26 protein-coding genes and 1 pseudogene are annotated in these 25805 nt (G+C 67.9%); 22 read left to right on the top strand and 5 right to left on the bottom strand.

Features of this window, described 5'->3' with window-relative positions; all coding sequences use genetic code 11:
* Nucleotides 1-68: 68 nt before the first annotated feature.
* Together J7500_RS17685 and J7500_RS17690 are read right to left on the bottom strand one after the other, a co-directional pair.
* Nucleotides 69-2426 (bottom strand): bifunctional diguanylate cyclase/phosphodiesterase, encoded by a 2358-nt coding sequence (locus J7500_RS17685; RefSeq protein ID WP_294063380.1) that lies wholly within the window; start codon nt 2424-2426, stop codon nt 69-71.
* Nucleotides 2427-2522: 96 nt separating this feature from the next.
* Nucleotides 2523-4292 (bottom strand): fatty acyl-AMP ligase, encoded by a 1770-nt coding sequence (locus tag J7500_RS17690; protein ID WP_294063381.1) that lies wholly within the window; start codon nt 4290-4292, stop codon nt 2523-2525.
* A 121-nt stretch (nt 4293-4413) separates the two neighbouring features.
* On the opposite strand from J7500_RS17690, the gene J7500_RS17695 reads away from it, so the two are divergent.
* The 5 genes and pseudogenes from J7500_RS17695 to J7500_RS17715 all read left to right on the top strand — a co-directional run.
* Nucleotides 4414-4956 (top strand): RecX family transcriptional regulator, encoded by a 543-nt coding sequence (locus J7500_RS17695; protein ID WP_294063383.1) that lies wholly within the window; start codon nt 4414-4416, stop codon nt 4954-4956.
* A 78-nt stretch (nt 4957-5034) separates the two neighbouring features.
* A complete protein-coding gene (locus J7500_RS17700; RefSeq protein WP_294063384.1) occupies nt 5035-5619 on the top strand; it encodes a cold-shock protein in 585 nt (194 codons plus the stop codon).
* Between the two features lie 4 nt (nt 5620-5623).
* Nucleotides 5624-6133, top strand: a complete 510-nt coding sequence (locus J7500_RS17705; RefSeq protein ID WP_294063385.1) for a DUF192 domain-containing protein — start codon at nt 5624-5626, stop codon at nt 6131-6133.
* A gap of 52 nt (nt 6134-6185) precedes the next feature.
* Nucleotides 6186-6578, top strand: coding sequence for an NADH:ubiquinone oxidoreductase subunit NDUFA12 (locus J7500_RS17710; RefSeq protein WP_294063387.1), 393 nt, complete (start codon nt 6186-6188; stop codon nt 6576-6578).
* Nucleotides 6575-7105: pseudogene (locus tag J7500_RS17715) on the top strand (DUF2155 domain-containing protein); the annotation flags it as partial. The gene J7500_RS17710 and the pseudogene J7500_RS17715, both read left to right, overlap by 4 nt.
* Here the strand turns inward: J7500_RS17715 and aat are convergent.
* Complete coding sequence (gene aat, locus J7500_RS17720; protein ID WP_294063388.1) at nt 7045-7806, bottom strand: leucyl/phenylalanyl-tRNA--protein transferase; 762 nt, start codon at nt 7804-7806, stop codon at nt 7045-7047. The pseudogene J7500_RS17715 and the gene aat sit on opposite strands and share 61 nt — an antisense overlap.
* Before the next feature lie 95 nt (nt 7807-7901).
* Entirely contained in the window at nt 7902-8282 is a 381-nt protein-coding gene (locus tag J7500_RS17725) for a hypothetical protein (RefSeq protein ID WP_294063389.1), read from the bottom strand.
* Nucleotides 8283-8518: 236 nt separating this feature from the next.
* Between J7500_RS17725 and J7500_RS17730 the strand changes: the two genes are divergently transcribed.
* On the top strand, nt 8519-8989 hold the full coding sequence (locus tag J7500_RS17730) for a hypothetical protein (protein WP_294063390.1): 471 nt from the start codon (nt 8519-8521) through the stop codon (nt 8987-8989).
* 9 nt (nt 8990-8998) lie between these two features.
* Here the strand turns inward: J7500_RS17730 and J7500_RS17735 are convergent, their stop codons facing one another.
* Entirely contained in the window at nt 8999-9520 is a 522-nt protein-coding gene (locus J7500_RS17735) for a DNA-deoxyinosine glycosylase (RefSeq protein WP_294063391.1), read from the bottom strand.
* Here J7500_RS17735 and J7500_RS17740 point away from each other — a divergent pair.
* From J7500_RS17740 to murB, 16 genes are all read left to right on the top strand, one after another.
* A complete protein-coding gene (locus J7500_RS17740) occupies nt 9519-9848 on the top strand; it encodes a DUF962 domain-containing protein (RefSeq protein WP_294063392.1) in 330 nt (109 codons plus the stop codon). The two genes, J7500_RS17735 and J7500_RS17740, sit on opposite strands and share 2 nt — an antisense overlap.
* A 46-nt stretch (nt 9849-9894) precedes the next feature.
* A complete protein-coding gene (locus tag J7500_RS17745) occupies nt 9895-10887 on the top strand; it encodes a cysteine synthase A (RefSeq protein ID WP_294063393.1) in 993 nt (330 codons plus the stop codon).
* A gap of 534 nt (nt 10888-11421) precedes the next feature.
* Nucleotides 11422-11679, top strand: a complete 258-nt coding sequence (locus tag J7500_RS17750; RefSeq protein ID WP_294063395.1) for a hypothetical protein — start codon at nt 11422-11424, stop codon at nt 11677-11679.
* 358 nt (nt 11680-12037) lie between these two features.
* On the top strand, nt 12038-12523 hold the full coding sequence (locus tag J7500_RS17755; RefSeq protein ID WP_294063396.1) for a division/cell wall cluster transcriptional repressor MraZ: 486 nt from the start codon (nt 12038-12040) through the stop codon (nt 12521-12523).
* Nucleotides 12520-13470, top strand: a complete 951-nt coding sequence (gene rsmH, locus J7500_RS17760) for a 16S rRNA (cytosine(1402)-N(4))-methyltransferase RsmH (RefSeq protein WP_294063397.1) — start codon at nt 12520-12522, stop codon at nt 13468-13470. The genes J7500_RS17755 and rsmH overlap by 4 nt, the downstream gene beginning before the upstream one ends.
* On the top strand, nt 13470-14045 hold the full coding sequence (locus J7500_RS17765; RefSeq protein WP_294063398.1) for a hypothetical protein: 576 nt from the start codon (nt 13470-13472) through the stop codon (nt 14043-14045). The genes rsmH and J7500_RS17765 overlap by 1 nt, the downstream gene beginning before the upstream one ends.
* The gene (locus tag J7500_RS17770) at nt 14042-15751 is read left to right on the top strand and encodes a penicillin-binding protein 2 (protein ID WP_294063400.1); all 1710 of its coding nucleotides are present in this window, start codon (nt 14042-14044) and stop codon (nt 15749-15751) included. The genes J7500_RS17765 and J7500_RS17770 overlap by 4 nt, the downstream gene beginning before the upstream one ends.
* A complete protein-coding gene (locus J7500_RS17775) occupies nt 15748-17163 on the top strand; it encodes a UDP-N-acetylmuramoyl-L-alanyl-D-glutamate--2,6-diaminopimelate ligase (protein WP_294063401.1) in 1416 nt (471 codons plus the stop codon). The genes J7500_RS17770 and J7500_RS17775 overlap by 4 nt, the downstream gene beginning before the upstream one ends.
* A complete protein-coding gene (murF, locus tag J7500_RS17780; RefSeq protein WP_294063402.1) occupies nt 17160-18539 on the top strand; it encodes a UDP-N-acetylmuramoyl-tripeptide--D-alanyl-D-alanine ligase in 1380 nt (459 codons plus the stop codon). Before J7500_RS17775 ends, murF begins: the two co-directional genes overlap by 4 nt.
* Complete coding sequence (gene mraY, locus J7500_RS17785; RefSeq protein WP_294063403.1) at nt 18527-19597, top strand: phospho-N-acetylmuramoyl-pentapeptide-transferase; 1071 nt, start codon at nt 18527-18529, stop codon at nt 19595-19597. Before murF ends, mraY begins: the two co-directional genes overlap by 13 nt.
* Nucleotides 19594-20922: a UDP-N-acetylmuramoyl-L-alanine--D-glutamate ligase gene (gene murD, locus J7500_RS17790; protein ID WP_294063404.1), complete on the top strand. Its 1329-nt coding sequence runs from the start codon at nt 19594-19596 to the stop codon at nt 20920-20922. The genes mraY and murD overlap by 4 nt, the downstream gene beginning before the upstream one ends.
* The gene (locus tag J7500_RS17795; protein ID WP_294063405.1) at nt 20919-22148 is read left to right on the top strand and encodes an FtsW/RodA/SpoVE family cell cycle protein; all 1230 of its coding nucleotides are present in this window, start codon (nt 20919-20921) and stop codon (nt 22146-22148) included. The genes murD and J7500_RS17795 overlap by 4 nt, the downstream gene beginning before the upstream one ends.
* Nucleotides 22145-23299, top strand: a complete 1155-nt coding sequence (gene murG, locus J7500_RS17800; RefSeq protein ID WP_294063408.1) for an undecaprenyldiphospho-muramoylpentapeptide beta-N-acetylglucosaminyltransferase — start codon at nt 22145-22147, stop codon at nt 23297-23299. Before J7500_RS17795 ends, murG begins: the two co-directional genes overlap by 4 nt.
* Nucleotides 23296-24714, top strand: coding sequence for a UDP-N-acetylmuramate--L-alanine ligase (gene murC, locus J7500_RS17805; protein ID WP_294063410.1), 1419 nt, complete (start codon nt 23296-23298; stop codon nt 24712-24714). Before murG ends, murC begins: the two co-directional genes overlap by 4 nt.
* On the top strand, nt 24711-24905 hold the full coding sequence (locus tag J7500_RS17810; protein WP_294063411.1) for a hypothetical protein: 195 nt from the start codon (nt 24711-24713) through the stop codon (nt 24903-24905). The genes murC and J7500_RS17810 overlap by 4 nt, the downstream gene beginning before the upstream one ends.
* Nucleotides 24878-25801 (top strand): UDP-N-acetylmuramate dehydrogenase, encoded by a 924-nt coding sequence (gene murB, locus J7500_RS17815; RefSeq protein ID WP_294063413.1) that lies wholly within the window; start codon nt 24878-24880, stop codon nt 25799-25801. Before J7500_RS17810 ends, murB begins: the two co-directional genes overlap by 28 nt.
* The last annotated feature ends 4 nt before the right edge of the window (nt 25802-25805 follow it).

Raw genomic sequence — 25805 nt, forward strand, 5'->3', positions numbered from 1 at the left:
AGGAAAGCAAGCGCTCGCGCGGCGGATCGCGATCTTCGCGTGGAATTCCGCGTCGTGCGCCGCCGACGTCAGGCGGCGGCGGTGCTGCCCGTCGGGCGCAGCGTGAGCGCGCGGGCTTCCTCCACCGGAAGCGGCCGGCCGAAATAATAGCCCTGCACCTTGGTGCAGCCGAGCTGCTGCACCATGATGTGCTCTTCCTCGGTCTCGACCCCTTCGGCGGTGGTCGCCATGCCCAGGCTGTCGGCCAAGGCGACGACCGCGCGGATGATCGCGATCGCTTCCTTGGTGCCCCGCGAGGCGTCCTGGACGAAGCTGCGGTCGATCTTGATCGAGCTGAAGCGCGTGTGCGCGAGATAGCCGAGCGACGAATAGCCGGTGCCGAAATCGTCGAGGCTCAGCCGCACGCCGAGGTCCATGATCTTCTCGAGCACCTGCACCGCGGCAGTGCCCTCGCGCATGAACACGCTCTCGGTGACTTCGAGCTCGAGCCGTTCGGGGGGAAGGCCGGACTGGACCAGCGCCTGCGCGACGACGCTCACGAATGCCGGATTGTGGAGCTGCTCGGGACTGACGTTGACTGCGACTCGCGCGGGCACGTCCCAACGCGCGGCCTCGTCGCAGGCGGTACGGAGCACCCATTCGCCGATCGGCGCGATCAGCCGCGCTTCCTCGGCCAGCGGCACGAACTTGGCAGGCGAGACATTGCCGAATTCCGGGTGCGTCCAGCGCAGCAGCGCCTCGAAGCCGGTGAGCGCGCCCGTCGCGGCATTGACGACCGGCTGATAGACCAGGTGGAGCTGGCCGTTCTCGACGGCGTTGCGCAGCGCGATCTCGAGCACGCGCCGCTCCTCTGCCGCCATGTGGAGTTGCGGCTCATAGGCGTGGAAGACGCCGCCGCCGGCATCCTTCGACCGATAGAGCGCGAGGTCGGCCGAACGGATCAGCATCTCGGCGGTCCGACCGTCGCGCGGGCCGATCGCCACGCCGACCGACGCGCCGATGTAGAGCGTGTGCGCGTCGACCTCATAGGGCTGCGACAGCGTCTCGATGATCGTTTGCGCCAGCCGCTCGATTCGCGCGGTGTCGGTCGCGTCGCGCACCACGACGGCGAACTCGTCGCCGCCCAGCCGGCCGATCATCTCATTGTCGGTCATCAGCAGCTGGAGCCGCTCGGAGACGCGGCCGAGCAGCCGGTCGCCCACGGGATGGCCGAGCGTGTCGTTGACCGCCTTGAAGCGATCCAAGTCGATCATCATGAACGCGCAGCGCGAGCTCCATTTCTCGGCGTCGGCCATGGCGCGCATCAGCGCCTCGTTGATCAGCAGGCGATTGGGCAGGCCGGTGAGCGTGTCGAACCGCGCCATCTTGCTGATCTGGTCCTGCGACTTGCGCTGCTCGGTGACGTCCGAGCCGACGCCGCGGAAGCCGACGAAGGCGCCGCGTTCGTCGAAGCGCGGGGAAGCGGACATTTCCCACCACCGCTCCTCGCCGTTGACATAGACCGGGAGCAGCAGATCGCTGAACGGCTCGCGCTGCTTGAGCTTCTCGGCGAGCGTGCGCAGCGCCGGCGCGAAATTGCCCGATTCCCACGTCGGGCCGGCCAGGATCTGCAAGAAGGCCGTGCCGTTGATCGTCTTGGGGTCGGCGCCCACCGAGACCGCGAAGCGAGGGTTGGCACGGATCACGCGACGCTGGGCATCGATTTCCCACAGCCAGTCGGCGCCCGAATCCTCGAACTCGCGCAGCAGCAGGCTCACGGTCTCGTCGCGTTCGGCCAGCGCGATCTCGTTGGCGCGAATCACCACCAGTGCCTTGCCGCGACCGAAGGTGGCGATCGCGAGCAGCAGTGTGAACAGCGCCGATGCCGCCGCCATCACCGGCGTCGCGATCAAGGCCAGCGTCGTGGTAATCGCGATACCCAGGATCGACACGAACACAATCGTGGCCAGCGGCAGCGCGGCCATGGCTACGGCCGATGCGGTCATCAGCACCGACAGCACGATCCACAGCCCCAGCGCCGCGCCCGGATCGACCATGCGGCCGAAGGCGAGCGGCAGGATCGACCAGACCAGGCCCAACCCGATGCCGTCCAGGCCGGTGTCGCGAACATCCTTGAGCGAGGCGATGACGGCGTCGCGGTGCCGCTTCGACAGGCGACGGAAGGCGACTGCGCACGCCACCGCCGCGACGAGCGCGCCCCAGCTGGCGAGCTGCCACAGCGGCACCAGCGGTGCCAGGATGAGCGTGACGAGCGAGGCACCGATCAGGTTTGCCGCCAGCATGAATAGCGCGAGCTGTCGGCCGGCGTGGAGCTGCGCGGCGCGAATCGGCCCCCAATCCGTCGTATCGGCGGGATCGTAGAGCCCGAGGAGCGCGCGCGCATCGATGCGCGGCCGGGCGAATTGGGATGTCGTCTGGCTGGTCACGCGCGGAGTCTAGCCCCCGCTGGTTAGCGAGAGGTTAGAACCGGCGCCCGATCGAAACGATTTCGGCGAATTCCTTCCCCCGTAGGGGAAGGCGGTTCACGCCGCGATGTCGTAGGGCTTGATCTCGCCGGCGAGGTAGAGGTTGCGTGCCTTGGCGCGGCTGAGCTTGCCCGAGCTGGTGCGCGGCAGCGTGCGCGGGGGCACGAGCTCGATCACGCAGTTCATGCCGGTCACCGAGCGGACGCGCTCGCGGATCTCGTCGCGCAGGCGGACGCGCTCGGCCTCATCCGAGGTGCGGCACTGGACGAGCACCGCCGGGGTTTCCTCGCCGCCAGGGGTGGTGATCGCGAAGGCCGCGACATCGCCCTGCTTGAACGCCGGCAGCTGCTCCACCGCCCATTCGATGTCCTGGGGCCAGTGGTTCTTGCCGTTGATGATGATCATGTCCTTCGCCCGGCCGACGATATAGACATAACCCTCTGAGATATAACCCATATCGCCGGTGTCGAGCCAGCCGTCCTTCATGCATGCGGCAGTCGATTCGGGATCGCGGAAATAGCCCACCATCACGCTCGGGCCGCGGCACCAGACCTTGCCGATCGCTTTCTCGGGAAGCGGCGTGCCGTCCTCCTCGCGGACCTCGACTTCCATGTCCTTGACCGGCTTGCCGCAGTTCACGATCGCGCGGAAACGCTGCGGGCGATTGGCGCCGTGGCTGCCGCCGGAGAGCTGGGTCTCCTCGACCAGCTCGACCTGGATGCCTTCACCCGGGGGCATGATCGAGACCGCCAGCGTCGCCTCGGCCAGGCCGTAGCTCGGCAGGAACGCAGTGGCCTTGAATCCGGCATCGGCGAAGGCGTCGACGAACGACTGCATCACGTCCGGGCGGATCATGTCGGCGCCGTTGCCGGCGACGCGCCAGCGCGACAGATCGAAGCGCTCGCTCGCCTTGGTCTGGCTCGACATGCGGCGCGCGCAGATGTCGTAGCCGAAGGTCGGCGAATAGGAGAGGGTGGTGCCCTGGTTGCGGCTGATCATGTCGAGCCAGGCGAGCGGGCGCCGCGCGAAATCCTCGGTCTTCAGATAGTCGGTCGACACCTGGTTGGCGACGACCGAGAGGAAGCAGCCGACCAGCCCCATGTCATGGTACCAGGGCAGCCAGGAGACGCAGCGGTCGCTGGGCTCGAGCTGCATGCCGTGGCTGTGCGCGGAGAGATTGTTGAGCAGCGCGTGGTGCGTGATCGCGACGCCGTGCGGGAAGCGAGTCGAGCCGCTCGAATATTGCAGATAGGCGATGTCGTCGGTCTTCGCCTCGGGAAGCTGCGTCTCGGGCGCGGGGCGCTGGCCGAACTCGGACCAGTCGATCGCCTGCACGTTCGAGATCCGCGCCGCTTCGGCGCACATCGCGCCGATCTCGGGCGGGAAGATCAGCATCGACGGATCGCAGCTCTGCAGCTGGACGTGGAGCTGGTCGATGTAGCTCTGCGCGCCGCCGAAGCTGGTGGGCAGCGGCAGCGGCACCGGCCAAGCGCCGGCATAGACCACGCCGAAGAAGAGCGAAGCGAATTCCGGCCCCGTCTCGGCGATCAGCGCGATGCGGTCCTCGGGCTTCACGCCCGCCGCGATGAGGCGGCGCGCCTGATCCAGCGCGTCGCGGCGCAGCTCGGAAAAGGGATAGGGACGCAGCAGATTGCCGCGGGCGTCATGGAAATTGAGCCCGCGCTTGCCTGTCGCCGCATAGTCGAGCGCATCGCCCAGCGTCGCGAAGTCCGCAAAGCGGCGCGGCAGGCTGTCCTCGGTCGCCGTCGGGACGGGCGTGGTCCCCGCGGCGATAGTTTCGTGCGATCCCGTTTCTTCCAATGTCATTCTTATTCTCGTGCCCCTGTGAGGTAACAGGCCGTTGTGCCCCCACAACGCATCAAAACGCGTCGGCTCTGCTACGCACTATCGTTCAAATTCGGTTGCCAGTGTGGCACAATCATGGCGCATGGCTCGTTCCCGCCGCCCGCTTTCCCCCCTGGACCGTGCCGACCTGGAGCGTCTGGCGCTCCGTTACGTCGAGCGCTTCGCAACCACAAGGGCCCGGTTGGCGGCCTATCTGGAGCGCAAAATCCGCGAGCGCGGCTGGGCGGGGGAGGCCGCGCCCGAGACGGCGGCGCTGGCGGAGCGGATGGCCGAGCTGGGCTATGTCGACGACCGCGCCTTTGCCGAAGCGCGCGCGGGGGCGATGGCGCGGCGCGGGCTGGGCGCCAGGCGAGTCTCCGAAGCGCTGCGCCATGCGGGCGTCGACGGGGAGGATGCGGCGGCGCTGGCTCCGGACGTGGAGGCGCGCGCCGGAGCCAGCGCGCTGGCCTTTGCGCGGCGCAAGCGGATCGGCCCTTACGCACGCGATCCAGCCGATCGGCCGCTGCGCGAAAAGCAGCTGGCCGCGATGCTGCGCGCGGGTCATCCGATCGGACTCGCGCGCGCGATCGTCCATATGGCGCCGGGGGAAGACGTTGATTTCCTTATTGTCTCTGAGCGGGACTGAGCCCGTGTCGAATGTTACAAACCAATTTCCCATTCCGCGAAATGCTGTGATAAAGTCGCGGGCTTGGGGGTAAAGAAAATGCGTGCTGACCCACAGCTTGCGTCCGACGATTACGCGGTCGCGCAAATGGAGAGTGAAGGCAGCGGTGCCGATGCGGCATCGGAAGAGCAGGTCCATTGGGGCGTCGTCAAATGGTTCGACGTCACGCGGGGATTCGGCTTTCTTGTCGCGGATGATGTGTCGGTAGGCGACATATTGATTCACTTCACCGTGCTCCAGGAGCATGGCCGGCGCAGCCTCCCCGAGGGCGCGCGAGTCGAATGCGTCGCAGTGAAGCGCCAGCGGGGGCTCCAGGCCAAGGAAATCCGCTCGATCGATCTCAGCGAAGCCATCGAGCCGCCGAAGCGCCCGGGAGAACGTGCCGACCGGCTCAAGCTGATCGCCTCGGCCGGGCCGTTCGAGCCGGTCACCGTAAAATGGTTCAATCGTCTCAAGGGCTATGGATTCCTCGTGCGCGGGTCGGACTCCGCCGATATATTCGTGCACATGGAGACGCTGCGGCGCGGAGAGATCGAGGACGTCGAGCCCGGTCAACCGCTCCGCGCCCGCATCGTCGACGGCGACAAGGGGCCGCTCGCAGTGGCGGTCGAAAGGACCTGCTGAGACGATGATCGTGTTGCGTGGTGTGCGAGCGGCGGTTGCCGCCGCGGCGTTGCTTGTCTCGGGTGCGTGCGCGGGCGGAGCGACGGCGCAGGAGTCGGCCTCCAAGGCTGCGGCCCAGGTGGCGGCGCCCAGGGCGCTGGTGACGATCCAGACTCGTTCGGGGGCCCGGCAGTTCAATGTCGAGATCGCCCGCACCGTCGAGGAGCAGGAGCGCGGGCTGATGTACCGCACCAACCTGCCGCCCGACGGCGGCATGCTCTTCACGCCTTATCCGGCCGAGGGCGGTGGCCCGCGCGAGGCGAGCTTCTGGATGAAGAACACGCCGAGCCCGCTCGACATCCTCTTCATCCGGCCCGACGGCACGATCGCGACGATCGCCGCCAACGCCGTGCCTTTCTCCGAAAAGACGCTGCGCTCGGGCGAGCCGGTGAGCGCGGTGCTCGAGATCAACGGCGGCAAGGCTGCCGAGCTCGGCATCGCGCCGGGCGACAAGGTGACGTGGCAGCTGCGCTGATCGGGGCAGGATAGCGATTGCCCTCGTTCCCGCGTGCCGCTAATCGGCGGCCATGGGCCTCAATCTCAATCCCTTCACGTGGTGGAACGGCGCCACGCTTGGCACCTGGTTCGGCCTGCGCGGCAAGACGCAGGTGGGCGAGGACGAACTCGGCAACGTCTATTACGAGGGCGGCAAGGATCCCAACGGGCTCACGCGCCGCTGGGTGATCTACAACGGCTCGAACGACGCGAGCCGGATCGCCCCCGAATGGTTCAGCTGGCTGCACCACCAGATCGACGACGTGCCCGATCGCGCGCTGCCGCCGCAGCGGACCTGGGAGAAGCCGTGGGAGCCGAACCAGACCGGCACGCGGCTGGCCTATCGCCCGCCCGGCGCGCTCGAGGCGGGCGGCCACCGCATCCGCTCCACCGGGGATTACGAGGCCTGGACTCCCGACGCATGAGCCTGCGCGCCGGGCATGCCGTGGCGGCGCTGTTGGTGCTGGCGCTCGGCGCATGCTCGGGCGGCGATTCGCCTGCCAACAACAGTGCCGACGACATCGTCATCGCCGATGCCGCCCCGGGCGCGAAGACCGAGGGCGGGGCCGAGCTGGTGACGACCGGCCCCGACGGCAGCACGCTCAACGCCGCCGCGACGCCGATGAACGAGCGCGAGGCGGTGCTCGGCCTGCTGAACAAGCGCAACGGCGAAGCGCGCGAGTTCAAGCTCCGGCCGGGCCAGGCCGGGCGGCTGGGCGACGTGATCGTGCGGCTGCGCGCATGCGACCGCACCGCGCCGTGGGAAGCCGATCAGCTCACCGGCGCCTTCGTGCAGGTCGACGTGCTCGAGCTCGACAAGAAGTGGCACCGCGTCTTCTCGGGCTGGCTCTTCAAGGAGCGCCCCGCGCTCAACGTGGTGCAGCACCCGATCTACGACGTGTGGGTCAAGAGCTGCGCGATGACCTTCCGTGACAGCGGGCCCGACACGGTTCCGGCGCCTTCCGCGGGCGGGGCAGGCGGAATCGGCGGCAATCGATCGAGCGCCAGCCAGTCGCCTGCCACCGAAGGGGCGCCTGCGGAAAGCCCGGCGGCCGAGTCGCCCAGCGCGCCGTCCAGCAACGCGACGTAATCGTCACGCGGGATCTCGACCGCGCCGAGCGAGGCGAGATGATCGGTCTGGAACTGGCAGTCGAGTAGCGTGAAGCCGCCTGCCTTCAGCCGGGCCACCAGATGCGCGAAGGCGACCTTGGATGCGTCGCGTACCCGCGTCACCATCGATTCGCCGAAGAAGGCGCGGCCCAGCGCCAGGCCGTAGAGCCCGCCTGCCAGTCGGTCGCCGTCCCAGCACTCGATCGAGTGCGCGAAGCCGCGGCGGTGGAGCTCGATGAAGACGCGTTCGATCGGACCGTTGATCCAGGTGTCGGGCCGATCGGGCGCCGACTCGGCGCAGAGCTGCACGATCTCGTGGAAGGCCTTGTCCGTGGTCACGCGGAAGCGGTCCGACAGGATCGTCTTCCTGAGCGAGCGCGAGAGATGAAAGTCGTCGAGCGGCAGGATGCCGCGCAATTTCGGCTCGACCCAATAGACGCTGGCGGCGCGGCGGTCGTCCGCCATGGGGAACACGCCCATCGCATAGGCGCGCAGCACCAGATCGGGGTCCAGGTCCAGCTGGGGGGAGATGCGGTGGCTCATCGGTGCTGTCTCGGGGCCATAACGCACGCTGCCACGAAAAAGGGCCGGCGGAAATGCCCGCCGGCCCTTGGGATTGCAGGATATTTATCCGGAGATCAGACGTGGCAGGTCTTGGAACCCTTGCCCGGCAGCGTGACGTTCACGCTCTTCGGCGTGCCGGTCAGCTTGTAGCCGCCATCGGCTTCGAACGGACCGCCTTCGGCTGCAGCCTTGAGCATGGTCGCCTTGCCGCCCTTCTCGGTGCGGAGCTGGACCTGCTTGTTGCCCTGGAAGAAGTCGACGAAGACCAGGCTATTGTCGCCGCAACGCAGCGTAGCGGTCGACGAGATCGCCGGCGGCAGCTCGACGGGAGCGGCGTTGGCGAGCTGCGACGCCATGGGATCGGGCGCAGTCGAGCTGACTTCCTCGGGCTTGCTCTCGCAGGCGGTCAGCGACAGGAGCGCAAGAGCGGCGACATAAACGGGGGTGTTCTTCATAGCGGACGCTGCTTTTCCTCAGACGTTAACGATCGTCAAGTCGATTCGTGTGATAAGGTAACATTGTTGTTGTGCGGCGCAGCGAAATTATCGAATCCTTGCGCCCTTGGCCTAAAGATCGCGAGTCGTTGGCCCAAATTCATTTCAGGAATACGACTGAGGTCAGATTTCTGCCGCATTGCGGCGCAGATTTGTCCCGTCTTGACCCGCCAGGCGCGCGGCAGCATGCGACGTTCATGGAAAAGATGGCGATGCGCGCGCTTTCGATGGCATGTGTGCTCCTGCTCGCCGGCTGCGGCTCGGCGGAGGATGAAAGCGAGAACGCGGCAGCAAATGAGGTGGTGGAGCTGCCGCATGGGCCGATGCTCGGCGCCGTGGATCTGTCGCGGCCGGTAGATCTGCAAGGGGCCGGCGGCTCGTGGCGAATGGCGATCGCTCCCGGCCGGATCACCTTCGCGGACGCGCCGGGGCGCGCGCCGGTCGACTTCTATCCAGTGAGCCCGAGGGCGGAGCGCACTCGCGCCTCTTATTCCACCAAGACCCCCGACGGGGATCCGGTGACGATAACGCTCGTCGCGGCTGCGTGCGGGGCGGACCGACTCCCGCTCACCGCCGAAGTCCGGATCGGCGGGCGCACCTTCGCGGGCTGCGGGCAGCAACGCGGCGAAGGCGAACCCGCCGACGAGGCCGCGAACGTCACCGGCTGACCAGGCGGGTCAGCGCAAATAGGTTCCCAGCGCCTCCCAGGCGGGCAGCTTGGCGGTTAGGCCCACAGTATGGAGCGGGCTGCTCGAGGGCAGGGCGACGATCTCGTAGCGCTGCGCCGCCGTTCCCAGCTGCTTCAGCCCGTGCCGGAGCGCAGTGCCGCCGTTGAAGGCGATCGCCCGCAGCTCGGGCAGCGTGGCGGCGAGGGCGGCGACATCATGGCCTTGGATGTCGCGGATCGTCGCGTCGGCGCTGCCGGTACGCGTCGCGCTGGCGACGACGTCCCACAGCCCGACATGCGCAGCCAGCAGTGCGGCCAGCCTCGCCTCATAGGGGAGCGGCGCGAGTTCCTGGCCGGCGACCGGCGACATCAAACGCCAGAACTGGTTCTGCGGATGCGCATAATAGCGCCGCTCGGCCAGGGAGCGCTCGCCCGGCAGCGAGCCGAGCACGAGCAGGCGTACGCGTGCGTCCACTACCGGGGGAAAGGAGTGCTTGCGGTCGGCCATCCGGCTGCGATAGCCTCCCGTCATGGCGCGTACCATCACCCGCTATGCCGATTTCTGGCCCTATTATCTCCAGGAGCACGCGAAGCCGGAGACGCGGCGGCTGCATTATGTCGGGACTGCGCTCACTTTCGTGTTCCTGGCGCTTGCGCTGACGCAGGGCGGCTGGTGGTGGCTGCTGATCCCGCTCGCCGGATATGGCTTCGCCTGGGCCGCGCATTTCGGCGTCGAGAAGAACCGGCCGGCGACTTTCACCTATCCGCTCTGGTCGCTCTTTTCCGACTATCGCATGTTCTTCCTGTGGCTGAGCGGCCGGCTAGGGCCGCATCTCAAGCAGGCGGGCGTCGCCGCATAGTTTCACTTGCTTGCGGTTCGCCCCGCGACGCCCCTATCTAGCGCGCATGCATGTGACACCCGACACGCTGGCGCTCATCGGCAATACTCCGCTTGTTCGCCTCAAGGGGCCGAGCGAAGCGACCGGCTGCGAGATCTTCGGCAAATGCGAGTTCGCCAATCCCGGCGCCTCGGTGAAGGACCGCGCGGCGCTCTTCATCGTCCAGGATGCCGAGGAGCGCGGGCTGATCGCGCCGGGCGGCACGATCGTCGAAGGCACCGCCGGCAACACCGGCATCGGCCTGGCGCTGGTCGCCAATGCCAAGGGCTACAAGACGATCATCGTGATGCCCGAGACGCAGAGCCGCGAGAAAATGGACACGCTGCGCGCGCTCGGTGCCGAGCTCGTGCTGGTGCCCGCGGCGCCCTATTCGAATCCCGGCCACTTCGTGCACACCTCGCGCCGCATCGCCGAGGAGACGCCGAACGCGATCTGGGCCAACCAGTTCGACAATATCGCCAACCGGCGCGCGCATATCGCTGGCACCGCCGAGGAGATCTGGTCGCAGATGGAAGGCCGGGTCGACGGCTTCACCTGCGCGGTGGGCACCGGCGGGACCTTCGCCGGCGTCGGGCTGGGCCTCAAAGCCAAGGACGAGAAGGTGTGCGTCGCGCTCAGCGACCCGCATGGCGCGGCGCTCTACGAATATTATGCGCATGGCGAGCTGAAGTCCGAAGGCTCGTCCGTGGCCGAGGGGATCGGGCAGGGGCGGATCACCGGCAACCTGGAAGGCGCGCCGGTCGACACCCAGTTCCGCATTTCCGACGAGGAGGGACTCGAATGGGTCCGCAGGCTGCTCGCGGAGGAGGGGCTGTGCCTGGGCCTTTCGTCGGGCATCAACGTCGCCGGCGCGGTGCGGCTCGCACGCGAGCTGGGGCCGGGCAAGCGGATCGTGACGATCCTTGCCGACACTGGCTTCCGCTACCTCTCGACGCTCTACAATGCCGAGTGGCTGCGCACCAAAGCCCTGCCGGTTCCGGAGTGGCTCGCCACCGCCTAGGTTGTATCGACATTCATCCCCCTACTTTCGGGGAGGGAGGCGCGTTACGCTATCGCGCCGCCCCGCGCATCCTGCGCGATCAAAGGTCACACCAAGGTCACACTATCGCGGCGGTTCGAGCGGGCCTGACCATCGGCCGATCCGGCGGCGCGATGCCGGAAGTGGACACGGCGGAAGTGGACAAAGTGGACACCCCAACGCGGGCGCATGCGCGTGCGTACGTGCCTGCGCGCGTGCGTGTGCGCGCGAGACGCCGATTATATTCAGATTGAGAAAGAGCGTTCCCGATTTGTTTCAGGCCAAATCCAATTTTGCAAGCGGCAAGATTTTGCGCCGGGGGCTGGGCTGTATCGACATTCATCCTCCCCTCCCCAAAAGGGAAGGGAGCGCGTTAGGCTGAATTTCGATGCGCCCCAGGGACAAAATCCACGCTTCCCTCGACAAGCCGGGGATGAGGCGTTACATTTATGCCACAGGATGAAGTCGGGATCGCACCAAGACTCAGCCCAGGCAATGCAGCGCGTCCGCGTCGGAATGACCGGTCTCGCGCTGGTCCTTGTGCTCATCGGAATCGCCAGCGCGATCCTCTCCTCGGCCAATCGTGACGAACCGGTGGCTGCGGTGGGTGCGCCCAACGCGGCCGTCGTGGCCAATATGACTGACCGCGATGCCGGTGTCGCCACGCAGAAGGCGAAGGACGAGCCCCTCGCCGAGCTTGGCGCGGCGCCGAGCGCATCCTCCACCGACGCAGCCGAGACCGATCAGACCGAGGCCGCCGAACCCGCACGCTGACCTGAGCGGTCGCGTCTTCCGGTAATCCCGCTCGCCGCTCTATCGCGGCCGAGTCGTTCCCCAGTTTGCCGCCATTCCATTGGCCCGCGCGCGGAATGCCGCTGCGCGCCCGAGTGCGTGGAAGTCCATATAAAGAACAGATAGAGTTCGTAACGGGAAAACGCTTGTAAAATGGCGCTAAGTGGGGGAATTTCCCGCTCTGTCCCCAACTCTCCCGTTGTGTCCCGTCGGGATTTGTGGTTAAACACGCAATCTAAGGGGGCACGCCCTTTTCACCGTGAGAACAACAGGCTGGACGCAGCGACGAGCGCGATTCCGGCGGCGGGAAAGGCGTGCCTGGCTTTTCGAGGTCGGGTTGGTGGCGGACAGGGAGCTCTTCGAGGGATTTGCGCTCCAGGCGGTCGACCAGAAGGGTCGCGTCGCCATTCCCGCAGACCTGCGCGCCGCCGCCGAGCGCAACTCCGATATCCGCCAGATCGTCGTGGGCCTCCATCCGGAGGATCCGTGCCTCTCCGCGCACGATCTGAGCTGGTCCAAGGAGAAGTACGACCGGCTCGATCGGCGCGAGCAGCAGGCAGTCGAGGCCGGCCAGGACGTCGACCTGCGCGCCAAGCGCCGCGCCTTCGGCCAGGTCGAGAAGGCGCCGTTCGACGACAGCGGCCGCTTCGTGATCCCGCCCTTCTTCCGCATGAAGGCCGGCATCCAGAAGTGGGCGCTGTTCTACGGCAGCGGCGAGACCTTCGACATCTGGGCGCCCGAGCGGCTGATGGGCGATCCCAATGCCGACCCGATGCTGCGCGAGATCTGCGAATATCTCTGCCAGTCGAAGGGAGTGAAGCTGTGACCGGCTCCGCTCCCCACATTCCCGTGCTGCGCGACGAAGTGGTCGACGCGCTCGCCATCGTGCCCGGCGAGCGTCATGTCGACGCAACCTTCGGCGCGGGCGGATACACTCAGGCGATCCTCGAGCGGGGTGCCGAGGTGGCCGCCTTCGACCGCGACCCCCAGGCGATCGAAGGCGGCCAAACCATCGTGGCCGCGTCGGGCGGACGGCTGATCCTGATCGAGGCGCCGTTCAGCCGGATGGAGCAGGAACTCGCGCACCGCGGGCTCGTGCCCGTCGACGGCGTGACCATGGATATCGGCGTCTCGTCGATGCAGCTCGACCAGCCCGAGCGTGGCTTCTCGTTCATGGCCGACGGGCCGCTCGACATGCGGATGAGCCAGTCGGGGCTGAGCGCCGAGGAATGGCTCAACACCGCCGACGAGGGCGAGATCGCCGACGTGCTCTACCAATATGGCGAGGAGCCGCGTTCGCGCCGTGTCGCCAAGGCGATCGTCTCCGCACGACCCCTTAAGCGGACTTCCGAGCTGGCGAACGTGGTTAGGAAGGCATTAGGGCACAAGCCGCACGACAAGAAGGATCCGGCCACCCGGACCTTTCAGGCGATCCGCATCCATCTCAACCGCGAGCTCGACGAGCTGGCGGAAGGGCTGGCGGCGGCCGAGCGCGTGCTCAGGCCCGGCGGCCGGCTGGCAGTCGTGACCTTCCACAGCCTCGAGGACCGGATGGTGAAACGCTTCCTGCGCGAGCGCAGCGGCGGCGAGCCGGCCGGTTCGCGACACCGTCCCGCAGTGGGTCCGCGGGCGGAACCCAGTTTTGAGCCGCCCGCCAAGGCCGTGCGCCCGGGCGAGGCGGAAGTGGCGCGTAACCCGCGCGCGCGATCGGCGACGCTGCGCGTGGCGCGGCGGACGGCGGCCGCGCCGTGGTCGAGTGAAGGAGTGGACTGATGGCAATGCATCGCTTCGAGGGGCTGGGTTGGTTCCTGTGCGGCGTCATCGTGGCGCCTGCCTGTTACATGGTGAATAGCTATGGCGCGGCCGAGCAGGCGAAGCTCAACGCGACCAAATCGGCAATTCTCCAGGCGCAGCGCGACATCCGCCAGCTCGAGACCGAGTTCAACACGCGCGCCAACCTCGCCCAGCTGGAGCGCTGGAACGGCGAGGTGCTGGCGCTCGCCGCGCCGGCGCCGCAGCAGTTCCTGGCGAGCGAGACGCAGCTGGCGAGCCTCGACGAGTCGGCGGCGGGCGCGCAGGTGCAGACCGCGTCGCTCGTGGTTCCGGCCGGCGCGACTCCGGTGCAGGCCGTCGCTGCGGCAGTGGTTCCCGCCGCCCAGCCGGTGCAGAGCGCCGCGCGTGATGCCGAGGCCCCCAGGGCCGTCGCGCAGCAGGACGGGGAGCTTCGCAAGCTGATGAAGAAGGCTGACCGCCGGGCAGTCGCCATGGTGGGCGACGGCGTGCTGAGCGCGTCGACGGTCAACGACCTGGAGAAGCTGGCGAAGCGCGAGAAGCTGGCGCTCCGTTGATCGTCGTCGTCGCCCCGCCTGCGCGCGCACGCGCATCGGGCGGAGCCCGGCAGGCGCTGGTCGCCGTCGCGCAGCTGCGGCTGATGGTGCTGTCGCTGCTGTTCGGCTTCGGCATGCTGGTGGTGATCGGCAAGCTGGCGCTGCTCGCGCTCTGGGCCGAGCCGGCGACGGCACGCGACATCGCCGCAACGCTGATCCCGCCGCGCGGCGACATCGTCGACCGCAACGGCGCGCCGCTTGCGCGGACCATCGACGCCTGGTCGATCGCCATTCACCCGAACCAGGTGATCGGCGACAAGGGCGCGCTCGCGCAGAAGCTCGCCGAGCTGATCCCCGAGCAGAACGCCGGCCACTATTATGCGCTGCTCAATTCGGGCGGCAATTTCGCCTTTCTGAAGCGCCGGGCGATGCCCGAGCTGGTCAACGCAGTGAATGCGCTGGGCGAGCCCGCCATCGAATTCCAGCGCGAGCCCGACCGGCTCTATCCCCAGTCGAACATGGCCGCGCACGTGCTCGGCTTCCTCGACGGTCAGGGGCACGGCGTCTCGGGCATGGAGAAGGTGCTCGATTCCCAGCTGAGCGATCCGGCGCGTCGCGGGCAGCCGGTCGCGCTGTCGATCGACGCGCGCGTCCAGGCGGCGCTGGAGAACGAGCTCGGCCGGACGATGACCGACCTTCAGGCACGGGGCGCAGGCGGCGTGATCCTCGACGTGCGTACCGGCGAAGTGCTGGCGATGACTTCGCTGCCGAGCTTCAACCCCAATGCGCTGCAGGGTTCGCCGCCGCCGAACAACGTGACCCAGAGCGTCTATGAGCTGGGATCGACCTTCAAGCCGATCGCCGTGGCCGCAGCGATCGATTCGGGAACGATCACGTCGATGGCGCGGCGGTTCGACGCCACCAAGCCGCTCCACATCGGCCGCTTCGCGATCAACGACGATCCCGGCGACGAGCAGTTCCGCTGGCTCAACATCCCCGAGACGCTGATCTATTCGTCGAACATCGCCACTGCGCGCATCGCCGACGAGCTAGGGGCCGAGAAGCTGCAGGGCATGTTCCGGCGCCTGGGCTTCGATCGGCGTCCGGCGATCGAGCTGGGCGGCGCGCGGCCGTTGTGGCCGACCTTCTGGGCGCGCGTTACGGTGATGACCTCCGCCTATGGCCATGGCATCGCAGTCACGCCGCTGCATCTTGCGAGCGCCTATTCCGCGCTGGTCAATGGCGGCATCCTGCGCCCCGCGACGATGCTGAAGGTCGATCCGGCGCACGCGCCCGCCGGGCAGCGCGTGCTGCAGGAATCGACCAGCGCGCGGATGCGGCAGCTGCTGCGCCTGATCGTGCTCAAGGGCACGGGCCGCAAGGGCGAGGCGCCGGGCTATCGCATCGCGGGCAAGACCGGCACCGGCGAGGCGGCCGTAGCGGGCGGTTACGACAAGCATCGCAACGTCTCGACCTTCGCGGCGGCTTTCCCGATCGACGCGCCGCGCTATGTCATGGTGGTCATGCTCGATTCGCCCAAGGCAAACCCCGCGCTGGGGGTATATCGCACCACGGCCGCCTGGACCGCCGCTCCGGTGGTCAGCCGCGTGGTCAGCCGCACCGGCACGCTGCTCGGCGTCGCTCCCGACAACAATCGCGACATCGACGAGAGCGAGCTCCTGCCGCTGATCTGGCAGGGGCCGCAGACCGCGCAGGGCGTGCAATGAGGCTGGGTGCACTGACCGGCGGCGATCAGGCCGCTGTCGTCACCGGCTTTGCGATCGACCATCGAAAGGTCGCGCCGGGGACGATCTTCGGCGCGTTCGAGGGCGCCCGGGTCAACGGCGAGGACTTCATTCCCGACGCGGTCAAGGCAGGTGCAGTCGCGATCGTCGCGCGCCCCGAGGCGGTCGTCGAAGGCGCGCTCCACATTGCCGCGGACAATCCGCGCGAGCGCTTCGCCCGACTCGCGGCGCAATTCTTCGCGCCCTTTCCCGAGACCGCAGTGGCGGTGACCGGCACCAACGGCAAGACCTCCACCGTCGAGATGACTCGCCAGCTCTGGCGGATGGCGGGGTTTCACGCCGCGTCGATCGGCACGCTGGGCGTCACCACGGCCGACGAGCGCGTGACCACGGGGTTGACCACGCCCGACATCGTCACCTTCCTGTCCAATGTAGCAGGGCTGGCGCGCGAGGGCGTGACGCATGTCGCGTTCGAGGCGTCGTCGCACGGGCTGTCGCAATATCGCACCGAGGGGCTGCCGGTGCGCGCGGCGGCGTTCACCAACTTGAGCCGCGATCATCTCGACTATCACGGCGACATGGCCGCCTATTTCTGCGCCAAGCTCCGCCTGTTTGCGGACGTGCTCGATCCCGACGGCACCGCTGTGGTCTGGGCCGACGACCCGCACGCGCCGCGGGTCGAGGAACTCGCCCGGATGCGCGGCAACCGGCTGATCACGGTCGGCGAGCATGGCGCGACGCTCAAGCTGGTCGGGCGCGAGCCGACGCTGCTGGGGCAGGGGCTCACGATCGAGACCGAGGGCGGCACGCACAAGGTGATGCTGCCGCTGATCGGCGCCTATCAGGCTGCCAATGCCTTGACTGCCGCGGGGCTGGTGATCGCGACCGGCGGCGACGTGGCGACGACGATCGCGAACCTCGGCCGCCTCCAACCGGTGCGCGGGCGGCTCGAGCGGGCGGTGATCGCCCGGAGCGGAGCGCCGGTCTATGTCGACTATGCGCACACGCCCGACGCGATCGAAGCTGCGATTGCCGCGCTGAAGCCGCACACCGGCGGGCGGCTGATCCTGGTGTTCGGCGCGGGCGGCGACCGCGACCGCGGCAAGCGCGAGCCGATGGGCCAGGCGGCCGCGGCGGGCGCCGAGGTGGTGATCGTCACTGACGACAATCCGCGCAGCGAGGATGCCGCCGCGATCCGCGCCGAAGTGCTGAAGGGTGCGCCGGGCGCGCTCGACATTGGCGGCCGTCGCGACGCGATCCGCGCGGCGATTGAGATGGCCGGGAGCGAAGACATCGTGCTGATCGCCGGCAAGGGGCATGAGCAGGGGCAGATCGTGGGAGACATGGTGCTGCCGTTCGACGATGTGACCGTCGCGCGGGAGTGCGCGGCGTGAGCCTCTGGACTTCCGCGGAGATCGCCTCCGCGACCGGCGGCGCAGCCTCGACGGAGTTCACTGTCTCCGGCGTCACTTTCGACTCGCGCGAAGTCGGCCCCGGCGACCTGTTCCTCGCGCTCAAGGGCGAGACGACCGACGGGCATCGCTTTCTCGACCAGGCCTTTGCGCAAGGCGCGGGGGGCGCGGTGGTCTCGATGGCGGTCGAGCATCCGCATGTGCTGGTCGACGATACCATGGCTGCGCTCAACGCGCTCGGCGCGGCGTCGCGGGTGCGCATGCAGGGCAAGGTGATCGGCGTCACCGGATCGGTGGGCAAGACCGGCACCAAGGAAGCGCTGTTCGCCGCGCTGGACAGGATGGAGCCCGGCGCGGCGCATCGTTCGGTCAAGAGCTACAACAACCACACCGGCGTTCCGCTCAGCCTGGCACGAATGCCGCGCGAGGCGCGCTTCGGCGTGTTCGAGATGGGGATGAACCATGCCGGCGAACTCGCGGAGCTCACGCGGCTGGTGCGCCCGCATGTCGCGATGGTCACCACGATCGCGCCGGCGCACATGGGGTTCTTCGCGAGCGAGGAAGCCATCGCCGACGCCAAGGGTGAGATCTTCCAGGGATTGGAGCCCGGCGGTACGGCCGTCGTGCCGTTCGACAGCCCCCACCGGGATCGGCTGATCGCCGCCGCGCGGCCGCACGCCGCGAAGGTCGTGACCTTCGGGCTTGGGCAGGGGGCCGATTACCGCGCGGTCGAATCGATTCGCACGCGCACCGGCGGTACCTTCGTCACCGCGCGGTTCGGCGACCGCGAGCTGAGCTTCACCATCGCCCAGCCAGGCGCGCACTGGGTTTCAAACGCGATGGGCATCCTTGCTGTGGTCGATGCAGTGGGCGGCGACTTGGAGATGGCGGGCCTTGCGCTGGCCGAAATGGGCGGGCTGCCCGGCCGCGGTGCGCGCTTCCTCACGCGAGTGGGGGAAGGCGAGGCGCTGGTGATCGACGAGAGCTACAACGCCAATCCCGCCTCGATGCGTGCGACGCTGAAGGTGCTGGCGCAGGAGCACGCGCGCCGCCTGGTGGTGCTGGGCGAGATGCGCGAGCTGGGCGAGCATTCGGATGGCTTCCATGCCGAGCTGGCTGAGCCGATCGAGGCGGCGGGCGTATCGCATGCGATCCTCGTCGGCGAAGCAATGGGTGCGCTCGCGAATGCGCTTGAGGGCAGGGTGGATTTCGTCCATGTGCCCGACGCCGCGACTGCGCGCGAACGGCTCGAGGCCGTGCTGGCGCCGGGCGACGCGGTTCTCGTGAAAGGCTCGAACGGCGTGCGGCTCTCCACGCTTGTGGCGGCGCTGGCGGAAAGGCAATCATGCTCTACCTGATCGCGGAATATCTGGGCTTCCCTGGAGCCCTGAACCTTATCCGCTATCTCTCCTTCCGCACCGGCGCGGCCGTAACGACGGCGCTGCTGCTCGGGCTGCTGATGGGGCCGAGCTTCATCGGCTGGCTGCGCGTGCGCCAGGGCAAGGGACAGCCGATCCGCACCGACGGCCCGCAGACTCATCTCGCCAAGCGCGGCACGCCCACGATGGGCGGGCTGATGATCCTCAGCTCGCTGATGATCTCGCTGCTGCTGTGGATGGATCTTTCGAACCCGATGGTCTGGGCATGCATGTTCGTGACCTTCGGCTTCGGCATGATCGGTTTCCTCGACGACTATGACAAGGTGCGCAAGGCGAGCACCGCGGGCGTCTCGGGCCGCGTGCGTCTGCTCGGCGAGTTCGTGATCGCGGGCATCGCCAGTTGGATCATCGTCCAGCACAGCGGCACCGAGCTCTACGTGCCCTTCTTCAGCTGGATCCATCCGGATCTCGGCTATTTCTACATCGTCTTCGCCGCCTTCACGATCGTGGCGTTCGGCAATGCAGTGAACCTCACCGACGGGCTCGACGGGCTCGCCTCGATGCCGGTGATCATCGCCAGCCTGGCGTTCATGGTGATCGTGTACCTGACCGGCAACGTGCGCTTTGCGACGTACCTGGGCATCCCGCATGTGCCGGGATCGGGCGACCTTGCGATCTTCTGCGGCGCGATGATCGGGGCGGGGCTCGCCTTCCTGTGGTTCAATGCGCCCCCGGCGGCAGTGTTCATGGGCGACACCGGCAGCCTGGCGCTCGGCGGAGCGCTGGGCGCGATCGCCGTCACGTCGCACCATGAGCTGGTGCTCGGCATCATCGGCGGCCTGTTCGTCGTCGAGGCGATGAGCGTGATCATCCAGGTCTTCTTCTTCAAGCGGACGGGCAAGCGCGTGTTCCGGATGGCGCCGATCCACCATCATTTCGAGCAGCTCGGCTGGGCCGAGCCGACGGTCGTGATCCGCTTCTGGATCATCGCCTTCGTGCTCGCGCTCGCGGGGCTTTCGACCCTCAAGCTCCGGTGATCACCAGCGAGGCCTGGCGCGGCAAACGCTACGCGGTTCTCGGGCTGGCACGCTCGGGGCTTGCGACGGTCGACGCTCTCATAACCGCGGGCGCGCAAGTCACTGCCTGGGATACCAACGATACGCGCCGTGAAGAGGCTGCAGACCGCGTTCAGGAACTGTCGCTCGACCTCTCACGTGTCGATTTGGACTTTGCGGATCCGGTGGAGATCGACCTTTCCGGCTTCTCCGGCGTCGTCGTTTCGCCCGGGGTGCCGCTCAACAAGCATCCGATTGCAGCTCATGCTGCGGCGTTCGGCGTTCCGGTGATTGGCGATGTCGAGCTCTTCGCGCAGGCGCGCGCCGATCTGCCACCGCACAAGGTGGTCGGCATCACCGGCACCAACGGCAAATCGACCACCACCGCGCTGATCGACCATATCTGCCGCACTTCGGGGCTGCCGAGCCTGGCCGGCGGCAATATCGGCCTGCCGATCCTCGGCCGCGATCCGCTGCCGGAGGGCGGGGTCTATGTGCTCGAGCTTTCGAGCTACCAGGTCGATCTGACTTTCAGTCTCGACTGCGACGTCGCGGTGCTGCTCAACATCACCCCCGATCATCTCGATCGCTATGACGGGTTCGCGGCCTATGCTGCCGCCAAGGCGCGGCTGTTCGCGATGCAGTCGAAGGGCCATGCCGCGGTGATCGGGATCGGGGACACGCCTTCGTACGAGATCGCGGCGCAGCTCGCGCGGGCGGGCCGCAGTGAGGATCTCAGCAAGATTGCTCCCGGCGTTTGCATGGACCAGTCGCGCTGGCCTGCGCTGCAGGGGCCGCACAACGCGCAGAACGCGCTCGCGGCGATCGCTGCATGCGAGGCGCTGGGCGTCGCGCGCGAGGCGATCGATCGCGGGCTCGAGACCTTCCCCGGCCTGCCCCACCGCATGGAGCGCGTGGCGACGAAGAACGGCGTGCTGTTCGTCAACGACAGCAAGGCGACCAATGCGGATTCCACCGCGCCGGCGCTCTCCGCCTATCCACGCATTCACTGGATTCTCGGCGGGCTCGCCAAGACAAACGACCTCGACGCCTGCCGTCCGGGTTTCCCCCATGTTGCGAAGGCTTATACCATCGGCGACGCGAGCGAGATGTTCGCGAAGCTGCTGGAGGGGGAAATGCCGGTCGAACGTTCGGGCACGCTCGAGGCGGCAGTGAAGAGCGCCGCCGCCAATGCGCGCCCCGGCGAGACGGTGCTGCTTTCGCCGGCCTGCGCCTCCTTCGACCAGTTCAAGGACTATGAGGCCCGCGGCCAGGCCTTCCGCGATGCCGTGGAGGCGCTCGGATGAACGACGCGGCCGAAGCCGATTCGATCGGCCGCGAGGTCAAGCGCCGGGTGAGCAAGCAACTCGGGCGCTCCAATACCTCGCGTTCGGGCATGTGGTTCTGGGAGGTCGACCGCGTGCTGTTGACGCTCGTCCTCGTCCTGATCGCGATCGGGCTGGTGGCGGTGGCGGCAGCTTCGCCGGCAGCGGCGCGGCGCTACTCGGATGCGGCGCACGTGATGCCCGCGATGCATTATTTCTGGCGCCAGCTCGTCTGGGTCTGCGTGTCGCTGCCTGTGCTGATCGCCGTCTCGATGCTGCCCGAAACCGCCGCGCGGCGGCTGTCGCTGGTCTGCGCGGGCGTGTTCCTTTTCCTGCTCGCGCTGGTTCCCGTGGTGGGCGCCGAGGTGAACGGCGCGAAGCGCTGGATCAACCTGGGCTTCTCCGACCTGCAGCCATCGGAGTTCCTGAAACCCTTCTTCATCGTCGCAACCGCCTGGATCCTGTCGTTCCGCGCGAAGGACCCCGAGCTGCCGGTGCTGTTCGTCACCGGCGCGCTCACCGCGGTGGTCGCCGTGCTGCTGATGCTCCAGCCGGACTTCGGGCAGACGATGGTGTTCGGCGCCGTCTGGGTGATCCTGCTGATCGTCTCGGGGATTTCGCCGGTTGCGATTGCAGGGCTCGGCGGCACTGCGGTGGCGGGCGTCGTGGCGGCCTATCTTTTCTATGATACCGCGCACACGCGCATCAACAACTTCCTCTTCCCGAGCAAGGAGGCCGCGCTCGCCGATCGCTACCAGATCGAGACCGCGCATGCGACGCTGACCGGCGGCGGCCTGACCGGAACGGGGCCGGGTAGCGGCCAGATGAAGTTCCGCCTGCCCGAGGCGCATACCGACTATATCTTCTCTGTGATCGGCGAGGAGTTCGGGCTGCTCGCCTGCGCAGTGATCGTCATGCTCTATGCCGCGATCGTGATCCGCGTCTTCATGAAGCTGCTCGACGAGGAGGACGCCTTCCGCCTGCTCGCCGCTGCCGGCCTCGCTTCCCAATTCGGCATCCAGGCGCTGATCAACATGGCCGTGAACACCGGGATCGCGCCGTCGAAGGGGATGACGCTGCCGTTCATCAGCTATGGCGGGTCGTCGATGGTGGCGCTTTCGGTCGGCTTCGGGCTGCTGCTCGCTTTCACGCGACGAAACCCGTATCTGAAGCGCTCTCCCTACACGGGCCGGTGGAGCAAAGGATGACCGAATCGCGCAGCTACGTTCTGGCAGCCGGGGGCACCGGCGGGCATATGGTGCCCGCGGCGGCGCTCGCGGTAGAGCTGACGCGGCGCGGCCATCACGTCGCGCTGATCAGCGACGACCGCGGCGTGCGCTTCCCCGGGCTGTTCGAGGGCGTCGAGACGCATGTGCTCCCCGCGGGAAGGCTGGGCGGCGGACCGATCGGTATGGCCAGGGCAGTCGGCAAGATGCTGGCGGGCCGCTCGATGGCGCTCAAGCTCTACAAGGCGCGGCGCCCGGCGGCAGTGATCGGCTTCGGCGGCTATCCGGCGTTTCCCGCGCTGCTCGCCGCCTTCCGCGCGCGCATCCCGACGATCGTCCATGAGCAGAACGCGGTGCTCGGCCGCGTCAATCGCCTGGTCGCAGGCAAGGTCGACGCGATCGCCACTTCTTATGAGCATGTCGAGCGGCTCAAGTCCGGCTGGGAACCCAAGACGCACCTGATCGGCAATCCGGTGCGCGAGGAAGTGCTGGCGCTGCGCGACCGGCCTTATCCCGTGCTCGACGAGGACGGCATCTTCCGCGTGCTTGTCACCGGCGGGAGCCAGGGCGCATCGGTGCTGAGCCAGGTGGTGCCCGACGGGCTCGCGCTGCTCCCGGTCCATTTCCGCCGCCGGCTGCAGGTTACGCACCAGGCGCGCGTCGAGGACATCGACACGGTGCGCGCCAAATACGCAGCGCACTCGATCCCCGCCGAGATCGCCACCTATCTGGCCGACATGCCCGAGCGGCTCGCCTGGGCGCATGTCGTGATCGCAAGGGCAGGAGCCTCGACCATCGCCGAGCTGACTGCGGCCGGCCGCCCGGCGATCCTGGTGCCGCTGCCGACCGCGACCGACGACCACCAGACCGCCAATGCCCGTGAGATCAGCGAAGCGGGCGGCGCACGCACCATCGCGCAGCGCGCCTTTACTGCGCCCGAGCTCGCCAAGCAGATGCAGAAGCTGGGCCTCGAGACCGAGGGCCTGGCGCTTGCCGCGGCGCGCGCGCGCAGCTGCGGCCGCCCCTATGCCGTCCGCGACCTCGCGGACCTCGTCGAATCGATCAACGCCCCGGCCGCCCCTGTGGGGAAGGCCCGGGCGGCAGCAACCCAGGGAAGGCCGGCTTACGCATGAAGGGTGTCGCAACCGACATCGGTACCATCCATTTCGTCGGCATCGGCGGGATCGGCATGTCGGGCATCGCCGAGGTGATGCACAATCTCGGCTACAAGGTGCAGGGATCGGACGTCGCCGAGGGCTATGTCGTCCAGGGGCTGCGCGACCGTGGCATCCCGGTGGCGATCGGCCACAAGCCCGAGAATCTGGGAGACGCAGCGGTGGTGGTGGTCTCCACCGCGATCGTGCGCACCAATCCCGAGGTCGAAGCCGCTTACGAGCGCCGCATTCCGGTGGTGCGCCGCGCGGAGATGCTCGCCGAGCTGATGCGCCTTAAATCCACCGTCGCGGTGGCGGGCACGCACGGCAAGACCACGACCACGTCGATGGTCGCGGCGCTGCTCGACGCGGGCGGGGTGGACCCGACCGTGATCAACGGCGGCATCATCAACCAGTACGGCTCGAACGCGCGGCTGGGCGACAGCGACTGGATGGTGGTGGAGGCCGACGAGAGCGACGGCAGCTTCCTGCGGCTCGACGGCACGATCGCAGTGGTGACCAACATCGATCCCGAGCATCTCGACCATTACGGCTCGTTCGACCGAGCCAAGGACGCCTATGTCGAGTTCGTCGAGAACGTGCCCTTCTACGGCGCGGCCTTGCTCTGCCTCGACCACCCCGAAGTGCAGGCGATCATCCCGCGCGTGCGCGACCGGCGGCTCGTCACCTATGGCTTCGCCGCCAGCGCGGACGTTCGCGGCGTGAACGTCACGCCATTTTCGGGCGGCAATCGCTTCGAGGCGATCATCCGCAACCGCGACGGCACGACGCGCTCGATCGAGAACATCGAGCTGCCGATGCCGGGGCGGCACAATGTCCAGAACGCGCTCGCCGCGATCGGCGTGGCGCTGGAGCTCGGCATTCCCGACGCGACGATCCAGCAAGGCTTCGCTAAGTTCGGTGGGGTCAAGCGCCGCTTCACAAAGGTGGGCGAGACCGGCGGCATCACCGTGATCGACGATTATGGCCACCATCCGGTCGAGATCCGCGCGGTGCTCGCCGCCGCGCGCGAGAGCGCCGAGGGGCGCGTGATCGCGGTCGTCCAGCCGCACCGCTATTCGCGTCTCGGCAATCTGATGGACGAGTTCGCCCAGGCCTTCAACGACGCCGACATGGTGTTCGTGACCCCCGTCTATGCCGCCGGCGAGGAGCCGCGCGAAGGGGTGAACGCCGAGGCGCTGGTCGAAAACGTCAAGCGTCGCGGGCACCGCTCGGTCGCGTCCGTCGCGGATGCCGATGCGCTCGCCCGCACGATCGCCGAAGTCGGGCGGCCGGGCGACCTGCTCGTCTGCCTGGGCGCGGGCGACATCACCAAATGGGCCGCCGGGCTTGCGCCCGCGATCGAGGCGGCGCGCGAGGAGGCTGCAGCATGAGCGATTGGTTCTCCACCGCCCTCGAAATGCAGCGCGAGATGCTGCGGGCGCAAAAGGCGCAGATGGACGCTGCGCAGAAGATGCTCGACGGCGGCCGCGAGCTGATGAAGTTCCAGGAGGCCGGCCAGAAGGCCGCCGAGGCCAATCTCGCCGCGTGGAAGCAATGGGCGGGCCTCTGGGGGTGGAAGTGAGCGTCTGTTACGCGCTGCCTCCGGTTCGTGGAAAATTGACGCACGGCGCACCGCTCGCGCCTCTCGTATGGTTCAAGAGCGGCGGCGCGGCGGAATGGCTGTTCGAGCCGGCGGACGTCAAGGACCTGAGCGATTTCCTCTACGCGCTCGATCCCTCGGTGCCCGTGATGGGGCTGGGGCTGGGCTCGAACATGATCGTTCGCGACGGCGGCGTGCCCGGCGTGGTGGTGCGGCTGGGCAAGGCCTTCGCCACCGTCGAGCAGGTCGACGCGACCACGCTCCAGTGCGGCGGTGGTGCTTCGGGAATTCTGGTTTCGTCCAAGGCGCGCGACGCGGGGATCGCGGGCGTGGAGTTCCTGCGTTCGATCCCCGGCACGGTCGGTGGCTTCGTGCGGATGAATGGCGGCGCCTATGGCCGCGAGACCAGCGACGTGCTCGTCGAGAGCGAAGTCGTGCTGCGCAGCGGCGAGCGCCGGGTCCTGTCGCGCGACGACCTCGGCTACACCTATCGCCACAGCGCGCTGCCCCCCGGCGCGATCGTGGTGAGCGCGACCTTCCGCGGAGAGGAGGGCGATCCCCAGGCAATCCAGGCCGAGATGGACCGCATCGCAGCCGCGCGCGAGGAATCGCAGCCGCTGCGATCGAAGACCGGCGGATCGACCTTCAAGAACCCCGAGGGCCACAAGGCCTGGGCGCTGGTCGATGCGGCCGGCTGCCGGGGCTTGCGCCGCGGTGACGCGCAGGTCTCCGAGAAGCATTGCAACTTCCTGCTCAACCTTGGCAGCGCGACGAGTGCCGACATCGAGGCGCTGGGCGAGGAAGTGCGGGCGAAGGTGAAGGCCCAATCCGGCGTGGAGCTGGAGTGGGAGATTCAGAGAGTTGGAGTAGCCGAGTGAAGCA

This window comes from Sphingomonas sp., assembly GCF_017744835.1.
GTDB lineage: Bacteria > Pseudomonadota > Alphaproteobacteria > Sphingomonadales > Sphingomonadaceae > Sphingomonas.

Excerpts from the sequence above, each read along its gene's own strand:
- J7500_RS17690 (WP_294063381.1), bottom strand. The coding sequence starts at position 4,292 with ATGACATTGGAAGAAACGGGATCGCACGAAACTATCGCCGCGGGGACC.
- J7500_RS17695 (WP_294063383.1), top strand. The coding sequence starts at position 4,414 with ATGGCTCGTTCCCGCCGCCCGCTTTCCCCCCTGGACCGTGCCGACCTG.
- J7500_RS17700 (WP_294063384.1), top strand. The coding sequence starts at position 5,035 with ATGCGTGCTGACCCACAGCTTGCGTCCGACGATTACGCGGTCGCGCAA.
- J7500_RS17705 (WP_294063385.1), top strand. The coding sequence starts at position 5,624 with ATGATCGTGTTGCGTGGTGTGCGAGCGGCGGTTGCCGCCGCGGCGTTG.
- J7500_RS17710 (WP_294063387.1), top strand. The coding sequence starts at position 6,186 with ATGGGCCTCAATCTCAATCCCTTCACGTGGTGGAACGGCGCCACGCTT.
- aat (WP_294063388.1), bottom strand. The coding sequence starts at position 7,806 with ATGAGCCACCGCATCTCCCCCCAGCTGGACCTGGACCCCGATCTGGTG.
- J7500_RS17725 (WP_294063389.1), bottom strand. The coding sequence starts at position 8,282 with ATGAAGAACACCCCCGTTTATGTCGCCGCTCTTGCGCTCCTGTCGCTG.
- J7500_RS17730 (WP_294063390.1), top strand. The coding sequence starts at position 8,519 with ATGGAAAAGATGGCGATGCGCGCGCTTTCGATGGCATGTGTGCTCCTG.
- J7500_RS17740 (WP_294063392.1), top strand. The coding sequence starts at position 9,519 with ATGGCGCGTACCATCACCCGCTATGCCGATTTCTGGCCCTATTATCTC.
- J7500_RS17735 (WP_294063391.1), bottom strand. The coding sequence starts at position 9,520 with ATGACGGGAGGCTATCGCAGCCGGATGGCCGACCGCAAGCACTCCTTT.
- J7500_RS17745 (WP_294063393.1), top strand. The coding sequence starts at position 9,895 with ATGCATGTGACACCCGACACGCTGGCGCTCATCGGCAATACTCCGCTT.
- J7500_RS17750 (WP_294063395.1), top strand. The coding sequence starts at position 11,422 with ATGACCGGTCTCGCGCTGGTCCTTGTGCTCATCGGAATCGCCAGCGCG.
- J7500_RS17765 (WP_294063398.1), top strand. The coding sequence starts at position 13,470 with ATGGCAATGCATCGCTTCGAGGGGCTGGGTTGGTTCCTGTGCGGCGTC.
- J7500_RS17775 (WP_294063401.1), top strand. The coding sequence starts at position 15,748 with ATGAGGCTGGGTGCACTGACCGGCGGCGATCAGGCCGCTGTCGTCACC.
- mraY (WP_294063403.1), top strand. The coding sequence starts at position 18,527 with ATGCTCTACCTGATCGCGGAATATCTGGGCTTCCCTGGAGCCCTGAAC.
- J7500_RS17795 (WP_294063405.1), top strand. The coding sequence starts at position 20,919 with ATGAACGACGCGGCCGAAGCCGATTCGATCGGCCGCGAGGTCAAGCGC.
- murG (WP_294063408.1), top strand. The coding sequence starts at position 22,145 with ATGACCGAATCGCGCAGCTACGTTCTGGCAGCCGGGGGCACCGGCGGG.
- murC (WP_294063410.1), top strand. The coding sequence starts at position 23,296 with ATGAAGGGTGTCGCAACCGACATCGGTACCATCCATTTCGTCGGCATC.
- J7500_RS17810 (WP_294063411.1), top strand. The coding sequence starts at position 24,711 with ATGAGCGATTGGTTCTCCACCGCCCTCGAAATGCAGCGCGAGATGCTG.
- murB (WP_294063413.1), top strand. The coding sequence starts at position 24,878 with ATGGGCGGGCCTCTGGGGGTGGAAGTGAGCGTCTGTTACGCGCTGCCT.